General features: G+C 59.7%; 11 protein-coding genes. 6 read left to right on the forward strand and 5 right to left on the reverse strand.

Going from position 1 to position 12,953, the window contains the following annotated elements; genetic code table 11:
* Positions 1-223: 223 nt before the first annotated feature.
* The 5 genes from BTN45_RS16525 (at position 224) to BTN45_RS16545 (ending at position 6,191) form a co-directional block, all read left to right on the forward strand.
* Positions 224-937, forward strand: coding sequence for an HAD-IA family hydrolase (locus BTN45_RS16525; RefSeq protein ID WP_137069448.1), 714 nt, complete (start codon positions 224-226; stop codon positions 935-937).
* Positions 938-1,030: 93 nt separating this feature from the next.
* Positions 1,031-2,641: an ABC transporter substrate-binding protein gene (locus tag BTN45_RS16530; protein WP_137069449.1), complete on the forward strand. Its 1,611-nt coding sequence runs from the start codon at positions 1,031-1,033 to the stop codon at positions 2,639-2,641.
* A gap of 93 nt (positions 2,642-2,734) precedes the next feature.
* Positions 2,735-3,685, forward strand: coding sequence for an ABC transporter permease (locus BTN45_RS16535; RefSeq protein ID WP_004445443.1), 951 nt, complete (start codon positions 2,735-2,737; stop codon positions 3,683-3,685).
* Positions 3,685-4,539: an ABC transporter permease gene (locus BTN45_RS16540; RefSeq protein ID WP_004445444.1), complete on the forward strand. Its 855-nt coding sequence runs from the start codon at positions 3,685-3,687 to the stop codon at positions 4,537-4,539. The genes BTN45_RS16535 and BTN45_RS16540 overlap by 1 nt, the downstream gene beginning before the upstream one ends.
* Positions 4,536-6,191 carry an ABC transporter ATP-binding protein gene (locus BTN45_RS16545; RefSeq protein ID WP_207590067.1) on the forward strand — a complete coding sequence of 552 codons (1,656 nt, stop codon included), beginning with the start codon at positions 4,536-4,538 and terminating at the stop codon, positions 6,189-6,191. The genes BTN45_RS16540 and BTN45_RS16545 overlap by 4 nt, the downstream gene beginning before the upstream one ends.
* 248 nt (positions 6,192-6,439) lie before the next feature.
* On the opposite strand, the gene BTN45_RS16550 is transcribed toward BTN45_RS16545, so the two are convergent.
* Positions 6,440-6,916, reverse strand: a complete 477-nt coding sequence (locus BTN45_RS16550; protein WP_004445447.1) for an Lrp/AsnC family transcriptional regulator — start codon at positions 6,914-6,916, stop codon at positions 6,440-6,442.
* A 229-nt stretch (positions 6,917-7,145) separates the two neighbouring features.
* Here BTN45_RS16550 and BTN45_RS16555 point away from each other — a divergent pair, with 229 nt between their 5' ends.
* On the forward strand, positions 7,146-8,471 hold the full coding sequence (locus BTN45_RS16555; RefSeq protein ID WP_207590068.1) for an FAD-binding oxidoreductase: 1,326 nt from the start codon (positions 7,146-7,148) through the stop codon (positions 8,469-8,471).
* 62 nt (positions 8,472-8,533) lie between these two features.
* On the opposite strand, the gene BTN45_RS16560 is transcribed toward BTN45_RS16555, so the two are convergent.
* The 4 genes from BTN45_RS16560 to BTN45_RS16575 form a co-directional block, all read right to left on the reverse strand.
* Positions 8,534-9,469, reverse strand: coding sequence for an ABC transporter substrate-binding protein (locus BTN45_RS16560; RefSeq protein ID WP_004445449.1), 936 nt, complete (start codon positions 9,467-9,469; stop codon positions 8,534-8,536).
* Between the two features lie 128 nt (positions 9,470-9,597).
* The gene (locus BTN45_RS16565) at positions 9,598-10,536 is read right to left on the reverse strand and encodes an ABC transporter substrate-binding protein (protein ID WP_004445450.1); all 939 of its coding nucleotides are present in this window, start codon (positions 10,534-10,536) and stop codon (positions 9,598-9,600) included.
* Positions 10,537-10,558: 22 nt separating this feature from the next.
* Positions 10,559-12,364, reverse strand: a complete 1,806-nt coding sequence (locus tag BTN45_RS26655) for an amino acid ABC transporter permease/ATP-binding protein (protein ID WP_113381780.1) — start codon at positions 12,362-12,364, stop codon at positions 10,559-10,561.
* Between the two features lie 13 nt (positions 12,365-12,377).
* Positions 12,378-12,932 carry a GNAT family N-acetyltransferase gene (locus BTN45_RS16575; protein ID WP_037091330.1) on the reverse strand — a complete coding sequence of 185 codons (555 nt, stop codon included), beginning with the start codon at positions 12,930-12,932 and terminating at the stop codon, positions 12,378-12,380.
* Between the last annotated feature and the right edge of the window lie 21 nt (positions 12,933-12,953).

Below are 12,953 nucleotides of genomic sequence, written 5' to 3' on the forward strand. Positions count from 1 at the left end.
TGTCGCCACACAGCGCATATTCGCAATATTCTGCCGAAGAGCCGATCCATTTCGGAGAATCCGATGCGCCGGAACTGCCAAACTATCCCTAAGAAAAAGCACAAAACGCCACTAAAACAGGCGTTTTCAAAAATGGGAACGGGACAAGGATTCCGTCCGGGAACGAAATAAAATGCCGCAACCCTCCCCTAAAAAGGACGTGGCGGCAGAGCGGAGACCGACATTGCCCAAAAAACTGAGCGACTTCAAATATATGAGCTTCGACGTGGTGGGAACCCTCATCGATTTCGAACGGGGTCTGACATCGACGCTGGCCGCAATCGGTGCGGAAAACGGTGTTGAGGTCGATGGTGAAAAGGCGCTCGCGCTCTACCGTGCGGCCCGCTACTCCGACGCGACCGACCTTTTTCCCGATGATCTCGTGCGCGTCTACCTCATCATTGCCCCTGAGCTCGGCCTGCCGGTGGAGCGCGCCTATGGTGAGCGTCTGCGCGACGCGGCAAAGGACTGGAAAGGCTTTTCCGACAGCCGCGCCGCGATGGCCGAACTTTCAAAGACCCACCGCCTGATAGCTATGACCAACGCCCGACGCTGGGCCTTCGACTATTTCTCGAAGGAACTCGGCAACCCCTTCCACGCCGCTTTCACCGCCGATGACACCGGCACTGAAAAGCCCGACCCTGCCTTCTTCGAGAAGGTCTTCTCCTTCGTGGAAAGCGAAGGAGCGTCGAAGGAGGACATTCTGCACGTGGCGCAGAGCCAGTACCACGATATCGGCATTTCCCGAAAACTCGGCATGACCAATTGCTGGATAGAGCGTCGCCATGCCCAGAAGGGATATGGCGGCACGATCGAGCCGGAAAACTTCACCGAACCGGATTATCACTTCACGTCCATGGCCGGCCTTGCCGAAGCCGCCAGACAAACGGGCGGCTGAGCCGCCCCTGCTGTCGGCGTGGCGCACACCCGTGCCCAGCCGCAGATAATTTCTACAGACGCATTTCAAGAAATCATACAAAAGGGGAAGACCATGAGTGACAGGATTTCAAACTGGACCCGCTCCGACGATGCTGCCGTTGAACAGGCGATACGCCGCGGCGCCACACGGCGCGAACTGCTTCACATGATGCTGGCGGGCGGCGTGGCCCTTTCCGCCGGCTCGGCAATCCTCGGCCGCGCCTCGCAGGCCGTGGCGGCTACCCCGGTTTCCGGCGGCACGCTGAAGGCGGCGGGCTGGTCGGCCTCCACTGCCGATACGCTGGATCCGGCCAAAGCCTCGCTCTCGACGGATTATGTCCGCTGCTGCGCGCTCTACAACCGCCTGAGCTTTCTCGACATTTCCGGCACGCCGCAGATGGAGCTGGCCGAATCGATCGAATCCAAGGACGCCAAGACCTGGACCGTGAAACTCCGCTCAGGAGTGACCTTCCACGACGGCAAGGCGCTGACCGCCGACGACGTGGTCTATTCGCTGAAGCGCCATCTCGATCCAGCCGTCGGCTCCAAGGTTGCCAAGATCGCGGCACAGATGACCGGCTTCAAGGCCGTCGACAAGAGCACCGTCGAGATTACGCTGGCCAGCGCCAATGCCGACCTGCCGACGATCCTTGCCATGCACCACTTCATGATCGTGGCCGACGGCACCACCGATTTCTCCAAGGGCAATGGCACCGGTGCCTTCAAGCTGGAAAAATTCGAGCCGGGGGTACGCTCGATCATGGCGAAGAATACCAATTACTGGAAATCCGGCGGACCGCACGTCGACAGCTTCGAGTTCTTCGCGATCTCGGACGATAACGCCCGTGTCAACGCGCTTCTCTCCGGTGATATCCAGCTCGCCGCCGCCATCAACCCGCGCGCGCTCCGTCTGCTCGACAAGCAGGAGGGCGTTGTCCTGTCGAAGGGAACGTCCGGCAACTACACCAATCTCAACATCCGTCTTGATCAGGCACCCGGTAACAAGGCCGATTTCATTGCCGGCATGAAGTCGATCGTCAATCGCGAGCAGATCGTCAAGGCGGCCCTGCGCGGACTTGGGGAAGTGGGGAACGACCAGCCGGTGCCGCCCATGAGCCCCTATCACAATCCGGATCTGAAGCCGAAAGCCTTCGATCCCGAGAAGGCGAAGTTCCACTTCGAAAAAGCCGGCGTCTTTGGCCAGTCCATCCCGGTCATTACCTCCGACGCGGCGAACTCGGCCATCGACATGGCGATGATCATCCAGGCTTCGGCTGCGGAAATCGGCGTCAAGCTGGACGTGCAGCGCGTTCCCGCCGACGGCTACTGGAGCAATTACTGGCTGAAGGCCCCGATCCATTTCGGCAACATCAACCCGCGTCCGACGCCCGACATCCTGTTCTCGCTGCTTTATGCATCGGACGCGCCGTGGAACGAAAGCCAGTACAAGTCGGAAAAATTCGACAAGTTGATGCTGGAGGCGCGCGGCCTGCTCGACATGGAGAAGCGCAAGCAGATCTACTTCGAGATGCAGACGATGATCGCCGACGAAGCAGGCACCATCATTCCCGCCTATCTCACCAATGTGGACGCAATCTCCTCCAAGCTGAAGGGGCTGGAAGCCAATCCACTCGGCGGCATGATGGGTTACGCCTTCGCGGAATACGTCTGGCTCGAAGCCTGATAAACCATGGTGCCGGGCGTGAAACAGCGCCCGGCAAGCTTTCCCCAAGATGCGGGAAGCCTCCACCATCAGGCAGGTTGCAGGAGCATGTGAATGAACAGCCGGATATTATCCCTTGTCGCCAGGCGGCTGGTCGTCATGCTGACGACGCTGCTTATCGTCTCATTTATCGTCTTTTCAGCCACCAGCCTGTTACCCGGCGACACCGCGACGATCCTCCTCGGCCAGGCGGCGACGCCTGAAGCCGTTGCCGGCCTGCGTACCGCCATGCATCTCGACGATCCCGCCCTGCTGCGTTTCATCCGTTGGCTTTTCGGCCTGGTGCAGGGTGATCTCGGCACGTCCTATGCCAATAACATGGCGATTGCCGATCTCATCGGCCCGCGTTTCATCAACTCCATGAAGCTGGCCGGCATCACGACCATCATCGCCGTGCCGCTGGCGCTGACGCTCGGCATCAGTTCCGCCATGCTGCGCGGAACGCTTTATGACCGGGCCGTCACCGTGCTGACCATCGGCGTCATTTCGGTGCCGGAATTCATGATCGCGACGCTCGCGGTGCTGCTTTTTGCCGTTTACCTGAAATGGCTGCCGGCGCTATCGCTCGTCAGCGAAGTGCACACGCTTTTCGATGTGCTGCGTGTTTACGCCATGCCCGTCATCACCCTGACCTTCGTTGTCTCCGCCCAAATGATCCGCATGAGCCGCGCCGCCGTTATCGAGACACTCGACACGCCCTATGTCGAAATGGCGCTGCTGAAAGGTGCGCCGCGCATGCGCATCGTGCTGCGCCACGCGCTGCCAAACGCGCTCGGCCCCATTGTCAACGCGGTGGCGCTCTCGCTCTCCTATCTTGTCGGCGGTGTTATCATCGTCGAGACGATCTTCAATTATCCCGGCATCGCCAAGCTGATGGTCGATGGCGTCGCCACCCGCGACCTGCCGCTGATCCAGACCTGCGCAATGATCTTCTGCGTCGGTTATCTCCTCCTCATCACGACGGCAGACATCATCGCCATCATGTCCAATCCGAGGCTGCGCTGATGGCCGATCATGTCAAAACAACTTCGGGGACCTCGCGTTTGGGTTACAAGATCAACGCAGTCGGCGTTTTCGGCTTTCTCGTCATCTTTCTCTGGGCCATGGTTGCGATCTTCGCGCCATATCTCATTCCGCATCCGGTCGGTGAAATCGTCGATTTCGATTATTTCGGGCCGATGACATCGGAGCTCTGGCTCGGTTCGGACTATCTCGGTCGTGACGTGCTTTCCCGTATTCTCATGGGCGCACGTTTCACGGTCGGCATTTCGCTGGCAGCGGTCGCCATCGCCTGCACCTGCGGCGTTGTGCTCGGCATGTGCGCCGCCGTCATCGGCGGCTGGTTCGACGCCGCGCTCAGCCGGTTTCTCGATGCGGTGAATTCCATTCCAAGCAAGCTTTTCGGCCTCGTGGTCGTCGCCGCTGTCGGTTCGTCCATTCCGGTATTGATCGTCACGCTCTCGGTCATCTACACGCCCGGCGCCTATCGTTTTGCCCGCGCGCTTGCAGTCAATGTCAACACAATGGATTTCGTCACAGTGGCGCGTGTTCGCGGCGAGAGCCTCTTTTATCTCATCGGCTCCGAAATTCTGCCGAACATCATCCGGCCCGTGCTTGCCGATCTCGGCGTGCGGTTCGTGTTTATCGTCCTGCTTCTTTCTGGCCTTTCCTTCCTTGGCCTCGGCCTGCAGCCACCCAATGCCGACTGGGGTGCGCTGGTGCGCGAAAACATCGGCGGCCTGCCTTTCGCGGCCCCCGCGGTCATTTTTCCGTCACTGGCCATTGCAAGCCTGACGATCAGCGTGAACCTGCTGATCGACAATCTGCCGCAGAAAATTCGCGACAGGAGCGAAGCATGAACAATCTCGTTGAAATCCGCGGATTGAAGGTCGAGGCGACCACCGATTCAGGCCGTCGCATCGATATCATCAAGGGCGTCGACATCGATATCGCCGATGGCGAAATCGTCGCACTGATCGGCGAAAGCGGCTCCGGCAAGACCACCATCGCCCTGACGCTGATGGGTTATGCCCGCCCCGGTTGCCGCATTTCCGGCGGCAGCGTCAAGGTGGCGGGTCAGGATATGGTGCAGCTTTCCGAAACAGAGCGCGAAAGGGTTCGCGGCACACAAGTCACTTATGTCCCGCAAAGCGCTGCTGCCGCCTTCAACCCGGCACAGAAGATCATCGATCAGGTCATCGAAGTCACCCGCATCCATCACCTGATGCCGCCGCAGGAAGCCCGTGCACGCGCGGTTGAGCTCTTCAAGGCGCTCTCATTGCCCAACCCGGAAACCATCGGTGACCGTTATCCGCATCAGGTCTCCGGCGGTCAGCTTCAGCGCCTCTCCGCGGCCATGGCGCTGATCGGCAATCCGAAGCTGGTGATCTTCGACGAACCGACCACCGCACTCGACGTGACGACCCAGATCGAGGTCCTGCGCGCCTTCAAATCGGCAATGCGTAAGGGCGGCATCGGAGGTGTCTATGTGTCACACGATCTCGCCGTCGTTGCCCAGATCTCCGACCGGATCGTGGTGCTGAAAGGCGGCGAGGTACAGGAAACCGGCACCACCAGGGATATTCTCGAAAATGCGCAGCATCCTTACACAAAGGAATTGCTGACGGCATTTCATGACAAGGTCCGCGCGGTCGCCCCGCCAACGCAGGAGCGGGCAGCACCGTTGCTGGATATTGAAAATCTGATCGCTGGATATGGCACCAAGGGCGACGACAGGATGCCGCTCGTGCGCGCCGTGGATTCCGTCAGCCTTTCGGTCTATCCCGGTCGCAATCTCGGTATCATCGGCGAATCCGGCTGCGGAAAATCGACACTGGCACGCGCCATTGCCGGCATTCTTCCGGCGGCAGGCGGCCATGTCATTTTCGAAGGCAAGGAACTGGACGCCGATGCCCGCCATCGGACAAGCGACCAGCTGCGCCGCATGCAGATCGTTTTCCAATATGCCGATACCGCGCTCAACCCTTCAAAACCGATCGAGGATATTCTCGGCCGGCCGTTGACCTTTTATCACGGCATGAAGGGCAAGGCCCGGGATGCGCGGGTCGATCAGCTTCTCGACATGGTGAAGCTGCCGCGCTCGGTGCGCCACCGTCATCCCTCAGGCCTGTCAGGCGGGCAGAAGCAGCGCGTCAATTTCGCCCGGGCGCTGGCCGCCGAACCATCACTCATCATCTGCGACGAAATCACCTCGGCGCTGGACACCGTGGTTGCCGCCGCCATCATCGATCTTCTCGGCGAATTGCAGCGGGAGCTGAACCTCTCTTACATCTTCATCAGCCACGATCTCTCGGTGGTGGAGACCATCTGCGACGAAATCGTGGTGATGTACGCCGGCAAGAAGGTGGAGCATCTGGAGACGGAAGCCATCAAATCGCCGACGCATCCCTATTCAAAGCTGCTCTTCTCTTCGGTACCCAAACTCGACCCGACATGGCTCGACAATCTTCAGCAGGATGCAGAGCTGGTGCGGGCGTTTTCCAAGCGGTGAGCCGCTGAAAAACAGTAAGGCGTTGCAAAAACCTGGGTGATTACCAAAGAGGATTGAGACGCTGTCCTCCGTCATGCCGAACTTGATCCGGCACCCAGCCACGGCGCGTCTGCGCCGTGAGAAGAGTCTCTTGCGATCAAGGACTTGATCGCGCTGGACCCCGGATCAAGTCCGGGGTGACGGGGTGTAAGTGCAACCTCCTGTCAAACCCGTCGGTTCTGCGGACGTCAGACGCACTCCTTCTCACTTCAAAGCGGAAACAGGCTGGTCAGCGGCATATGCGATTTGATAATCGGCGATTTCAGCACCACGAAGCTGAAATATTTGTCGATGCCCACGTCCATATCGGTCAGCCTTTCCATGATCGACTGATATTCGACAATGCCCGACGTGACGAATTTCAGGAGGTAGTCGTAACCGCCGGAAACGAGATGGCATTCCACCACCTGGTCGATTTTTTCGACGACCCCGAGGAAGCGGGCGAAATCGATCTGGCGATGATTCTTGAGTGTGATCTCGGTGAAGACCGTCAGCGTCTGGCCGAGTTTGTTGATGTTGATCTGCGCCGAATACCCCTCGATATAACCTTCCGACTGGAGCTTCTTCACCCGCATCAGGCAGGGGCTTGGCGAAAGATTGACAAGTTCCGCCAGCTCGACATTGGTGATGCGACCGTTTTTCTGAAGTTCATAGAGAATCTTGATATCGATCCGGTCAAGTTTCATCACGTGCGGAACCCCTTTTGTTTTTTCAGACACGCGGCATAAAATTCTGGCGCGGCAATTGAAATCTTACCACATGGACGCGCGCTGTCGACGCAACGATGTTTTTTTCATTCAGCAGAAAGAGTTGCAGAGAGGTCTGCGAACAGCAGGAAATTCCGGCAGAGAGCCCAGTCTGGCAACGTTTGCGCGCCGGCCAAGGTAAATTAGGACGACTATAAGGAGCCAGACCATGCCCGCCCCGCTGCAACAGATAACGACATCGCCGGACCTGCCGAAAGCGGCTGACGCCGTCATCATCGGCGGCGGCATCGTCGGCGTATTCGCTGCTTATTACCTCGCGCAGCGCGGCCTGAAAGTCGCCCTTGTCGAAAAAGGTCTTATCGGCGCGGAGCAATCCAGCCGGAACTGGGGCTGGTGCCGGCAGCAGAACCGCGACGCAAGGGAATTGCCGATTTCGACGCAGAGCCTTACGCTCTGGGAACGATTTGCGGCCGAAAGCGGCGAGAACACCGGCTTTCGCCGCTGCGGGCTGCTTTACCTGAGCGACAACGAGGCAGAGCTTGCTGGATGGGCGCGCTGGCGCGACTTTGCCCTTACTGCCGGCGTGACGACCCATATGTTGAGCGCAGATGAGGCGAGCGAGCGTGGGCATGCGACCGGAAAACGCTGGAGGGGGGGCGTATTTTCACCTACCGACGGAACAGCCGATCCTTCCATGGCGGCCCCCGCCGTAGCGCGTGCCATCATGAAGCTGGGCGGCACGGTGCATCAGAACTGCGCCGCGCGGGGCCTCGAGACGGAAAATGGTCGCGTCAGCGCCGTCGTTACCGAAAAAGGAACCATCCGCACGAAAACGGCGATCATGTCCGGCGGCGCCTGGGCCTCTTCATTCTGCCGCCAGCTGGGCATCCGTTTTCCGCAGGCTTCGGTTCGGTCCTCTATTCTCGCCGTTACGCCCGGCGCGGAAGGTCTGCCGGATGCGCTGCACACTGCCGCCGTCTCGGTAACGAAGCGGAATAATGGGGGCTATACGCTCGCAATCAGCGGGCTTGGACGCATTGACCCGACTGCGCAGCAGGCGCGGTTTGCGCGTGAGTTCGTGCCGATGTTCCTCAAGCGCTGGCGCAGTCTCAGGCCGGGCGGCCTGGAAGGCGTTAGCGGTGGCCACGAGTCGCTGAAAAACTGGCGGCTCGATGCGCCGACCCCCATGGAACGGGTTCGCATTCTGGATCCGAGACCGAATGCGGCAGCGATCCGCGAAACCCATGAAAGAGCTTTGCAGCTGCTGCCTGCTCTACGCAAAACGCAGGTTTCGACCACATGGGCCGGCTTTATCGACAGCACGCCGGATGGCGTACCCGCCATTGGTGAAACCAGCGAATTGCCCGGCTTCATCCTCGCCGCGGGCTTCAGCGGCCATGGTTTCGGCATAGGTCCGGGAGCGGGCCACCTCATTGCCGATATCGTCACTGGCGCCTGCCCGATCGTCGATCCCGCGCCTTATCATCCCAGGCGCTTTAACAGCTCGGCCTGGGGCAAGGTCGCGGATTTCTGACGGACAAACACCCGCGGGGCTGACCCAGCGGGTATTGCAGTCCGCCGCATCTCATCTGCAGGTCAGCTTTTCGGCAGTCCGGGAGGATTGGTCCGCGATTCCGGCAGCGCCTCTTCGGAAAGCTGCCAGCGGTCGAGAATTTTTGCATAGGCACCACTCTTGATCAGATCGTTGGTGGCGAGTGTCAATGCATCGGCCAGTCCCGAACCCTTGCGGGTGGTGATTGCAACGTCGGAACGTTCCGGCCATCCGGCGGAAAGGGTCCCGACACGCTTGATTGTCTTGTCTCGCGCTGCGATGAAAACCAGCTGGGCATGCGGCTGAACGATTACATCCGCCCGCCCTGCCGAAAGGGCTACAAGCCGCGTTGCTTCATCGTCGTAATATTGCAGCTCGATCGGCTTCAAACCGGCGGCAACGTTCTCGTCGCTCCATTTCAGCAGAATACGCTCCTGATTGGTGCCGGCGCCGACGATGATACGCAGCCCCGCCGCATCCTTCGGCTCCCTGATAGCGCTTATGCCACTGTCGGACTTGACGAAGAAGCCGTGGAGACCCTGCCGGTAGGTGGAGAAGTCGAACTTTTCCTTGCGCTGCTCCGTGACACCTACATTCGAGATCACCGCATCGTATTTGCCCGACGCGAGCCCCAGCGGCCAGTCCGCCCAGGCGACCGCCACCAGTTCCAGCTCAAGCCCGAGACTGTCGGCAACGGCGAGCGCATAATCGGGATCGGCCCCTACGACAGTCTTCGCGTCGGTTGCGTAAGTGGCCAGCGGCGGGCCGCCCGGTGAAACGGCCACGGTGAATTTGCCTGGTGAGACGAACCGGAAATCCTTCGGGATGGCGGCAATGGCGCCGGCATCCTTCTCGACCCTGACACGCCCAGGCTGATCCGGCGACAGATCGAAGACATCATCTGCGAAAGCAGACGCGAAGCCGGCAAAGGAAAGAAAGGCGCCGAGCGTGACGGAGGTCAGGCGAAAGGTGAAAGTCATTGGTGTTTCCCGATATTGATCGCGGGACGGAGGTAGCGCGGGCGGGAGGAGGCCCGCGCTACCGGCTGAGTGATGTCCCACCTTCAACTCAGCTTTTTCGGCAACTTAGCCGTCAGCGATATGCCTTCTCAGCTCTTGGGCAGGCCGGGCGGGTTTGTACGGGATTCGGTGATGGCCTCCGAGCCCAGATTCCAGCGGGCGAGAACCTTGCCGTAGTTGCCGTTCTTGATCTGGGCATTCAGTGCGGCAGTGATGGCTTCGGCAATACCGGCGTCCTTTTTCGAAGCGACGGCGATTTCCGCCGCTTCGGGCCAGCCGCCGGAGAAGGTGCCGACGAGCTTCGTCTTCTTCTGGCTTGCCGCCTGGAAGGCAGAGGTGGCATTGGGGCCAAGATAGGCATCCGCGCGGCCGGATTGCAGGGCGACATCAAGCACCGCCTGGTCGTCGTAATATTGTACCTCGGTGTCGGCCAGACCCTTGGCTTTGTTGTCCTTGATCCACTTCAAGAGTATCTGCTCCTGATTGGTGGCCGCGCCGACAATCACCTTCAGCCCGGCGACATCCTCGGGCTTGCCGATTGACGTGACCTTGCTGTTGTTGCCCACGTAAAAGCCAAGCAGGTCATTGCGATAGCTGGAGAAATCGAACTTTTCCTTGCGGGCCTCCGTCACCGTTATATTAGACGTCACGGCGTCATATTTGCCTGATGTGAGACCGAGCGGCCAGTCAGCCCAGGCGATGGGGACAAGCTGAAGTTCAAGTCCAAGGCTGTCGGCGACGAGCTGGGCAATATCCGGCTCCACGCCAATCGGCGTCTTCGTGTCGCTCGCGTAATCCACCAGCGGCAACCGGAAAGGTACGGTCGCAACCGTCAGCTTTCCATCGGCGACGAACTTGTGGCCGGCAGGCAGGAGCTTGATCGCCTCCTCCACCTTTTCTGCGCGAACGCGACCCTTCTGCTCCGGCGACAGGTCAACCTCCTGCGCATGCGCTGCCGGGATGAGCGCGGCAGTGGCCGTGAAAAGACCACCGGCGAGCAGGGATAATAATTTCGATGAAAAAGCCATGTGAGTGTTTCCTTTTTGTTGATTAGAGAACTTTGGCGAGGAATTCGGCTGTGCGCGGATGCTCGGGATTATTGAACACCTTGTCAGGCGTGCCCGTTTCGAGAATCCGCCCCTGCTCCATGAAGATCACCCTGTCGGAAACTTCGCGGGCAAAACCGATCTCGTGCGTGACGATGATGAGGGTGACACCCGACCGGGACAGTTCCTTGATGACGTCAAGCACCTCGTTGACGAGTTCGGGATCAAGCGCCGAGGTCGGCTCATCGAACAACAGCACCTTTGGCCGCAGGGCAAGCGCCCGCGCAATCGCCACGCGCTGCTGCTGGCCGCCTGAAAGCTGACGCGGATAGGCTCCGGACTTTTCGGCAAGACCGACGCGAGCCAGAAGATCCCTCGCCTCCGCCTCGGCCTGCTCCTTCTTGATGCCGCGAACCACGACCGGCGCTTCGGCTATATTTTCCAGTGCGGTAAGATGGGGGAAGAGGTTGAAGCTCTGAAAAACCATACCCACTTCAACGCGTCGCTTGAGGATCTCCCGCTCCTTCAGCTCGTAGAGCGTGTCGCCTTGCTGGCGATATCCGACCAGTTCCCCGTCGATGGCAATGAAGCCATCATCCACGCGTTCCAGGTGATTGATGGAGCGCAGCAGGGTGGACTTGCCGGACCCGGACTGGCCGAGAATGGTGGTGACACTGCCCGCCGGAATGGAAACGGTGACATCATCAAGGACTTTCAGCGAGCCGAAAGACTTCGAAACACCGTGAATATTGACCGACCCACCGCGATTTCCGAGCTGGAAACTACCGGTCCTGACGGCGGCCGGCCGTTCGGCTCTAGCGTCCGCAGGCGCTGGTGCCTCCACCGCTTCAGGCAAGGGCCGGCGCGGCCGGACTGTGCGGTAGAGCGTTGCAAATAGTGAGGGCGGAGGGTTGCGCAGCGCGCCACGCGAAAAGTGCCGCTCGATGTGATGCTGGACGATGGAAAGCGCGGTCAGGATCACCAGATACCAGACGGTGGCAACCATCAGCAGCGGGATCACTTCCAGATTGCGGCGATAGATGATCTGGATCGTATAGAATAGCTCGGGCAGCGCGAGGATATAGACCTGCGACGTTCCCTTTGCGAGGAGAATGATCTCGTTGAAACCATTGGGCAGAATGGTTCTCATCGCCTGCGGTAGCACGATGCGCGAAAACTGCCGGCGGCGCGGCAGGCCAAGCGAGGCCGCCGCTTCGAGCTGACCTTGTTCGACCGATAGGATGCCGCCGCGCACGATCTCCGATGAGAAAGCCGCAGCATGTAACGTCAGTCCGAGCACCGCAGCCGCAAAGGGCGTCATGAGCTGCGTCGTGTTCCAGCTGAAGAAGTTGATACCGGTATAGGGAACGCCGATCGTGACGGTCTCGTAGAGATAACCGAGATTATTGAGGATCAGCAGCAGCACAATCAGCGGAATGGAACGGAATATCCAGATATAGGTCCAGGAGATCGCGACAAGCAGGGGAGACCCCGAAACGCGGGCAAGGGCGAGAACGGTGCCGAGCACGAAACCCAGAAAAGCCCCAAGCGCCGTCAGCAGCAGCGTCCGGCCTAGCCCCACAAGCACCGGTTCGGCGAAAAACCATTCCGCAAATACATTCCAGCCCCAGCGTGGGTTACCGAAGACGGAATGCAGGACGGCCGCGATGATGAGAACCGCAAGGACGGTGCCCGCCGTACGCAGCGGATAGCGGGCAGGAACGACGCGGAAATGCGCGTAACCGTCCCTGACCGGCTCGCCCTTGTGTTCACTCACCGAGACATTCGGAAAATCGGAAGCTATCGTCATCGGAAAAGGCCTTTCACGGATGAACTGGAGAGAGTTGCGGCCGCGCGGCCGAAAGCGATGCGCCATCCCTGATGGGCGCAGAAGCTTCAGACAGCCATTTTTCAAAAGGCAGGGACTTGATCGTCTCGGGATCGGCCGCGGTGTCGAACAGGGCGCGGTAGCCGTTGGTCAGATAAAGACCGACCGCTTCTGGCTGACGGAAGCCGGTGGTCAGATAAACGCGGGCGTAGCCCTGACGGATCGCCTGCAGCTCCAGTTCCCGCAGCACAAGTTTCGCGAGCCCCTGCCTGCGATGGGCGGAGTGTGTCCAGACGCGCTTGAATTCTGCCGTCTCGTCGTCGTAGCGCATGAAAGCCCCACCCGCAATCGCCTTGCCGTCACGCAGGAGCAGCAGGAAGTTGCCAGATGGCGGGCTGAAGGCCTCAGGCGGATATTTGTTGAGCTCCGCCTTGGCCCCTTCCGCATTGAAAAATGTGCCGTAGCGGCTGTCATATTCGAACAGCAACTCCTCAAGAAGCGGCGTCGCGAGCGGATCCTTGACCGATGTGTAGAAAAAACTGTCGCTCATGTCCTTGTCCCAAATTTTGCG

The sequence above is a fragment of the Rhizobium sp. ZX09 genome, assembly GCF_017357485.1.
Taxonomy (GTDB): domain Bacteria; phylum Pseudomonadota; class Alphaproteobacteria; order Rhizobiales; family Rhizobiaceae; genus Agrobacterium; species Agrobacterium pusense.

Excerpts from the sequence above, each read along its gene's own strand:
- BTN45_RS16530 (WP_137069449.1), top strand. The coding sequence starts at position 1,031 with ATGAGTGACAGGATTTCAAACTGGACCCGCTCCGACGATGCTGCCGTT.
- BTN45_RS16535 (WP_004445443.1), top strand. The coding sequence starts at position 2,735 with ATGAACAGCCGGATATTATCCCTTGTCGCCAGGCGGCTGGTCGTCATG.
- BTN45_RS16540 (WP_004445444.1), top strand. The coding sequence starts at position 3,685 with ATGGCCGATCATGTCAAAACAACTTCGGGGACCTCGCGTTTGGGTTAC.
- BTN45_RS16545 (WP_207590067.1), top strand. The coding sequence starts at position 4,536 with ATGAACAATCTCGTTGAAATCCGCGGATTGAAGGTCGAGGCGACCACC.
- BTN45_RS16550 (WP_004445447.1), bottom strand. The coding sequence starts at position 6,916 with ATGAAACTTGACCGGATCGATATCAAGATTCTCTATGAACTTCAGAAA.
- BTN45_RS16555 (WP_207590068.1), top strand. The coding sequence starts at position 7,146 with ATGCCCGCCCCGCTGCAACAGATAACGACATCGCCGGACCTGCCGAAA.
- BTN45_RS16560 (WP_004445449.1), bottom strand. The coding sequence starts at position 9,469 with ATGACTTTCACCTTTCGCCTGACCTCCGTCACGCTCGGCGCCTTTCTT.
- BTN45_RS16565 (WP_004445450.1), bottom strand. The coding sequence starts at position 10,536 with ATGGCTTTTTCATCGAAATTATTATCCCTGCTCGCCGGTGGTCTTTTC.
- BTN45_RS26655 (WP_113381780.1), bottom strand. The coding sequence starts at position 12,364 with ATGACGATAGCTTCCGATTTTCCGAATGTCTCGGTGAGTGAACACAAG.
- BTN45_RS16575 (WP_037091330.1), bottom strand. The coding sequence starts at position 12,932 with ATGAGCGACAGTTTTTTCTACACATCGGTCAAGGATCCGCTCGCGACG.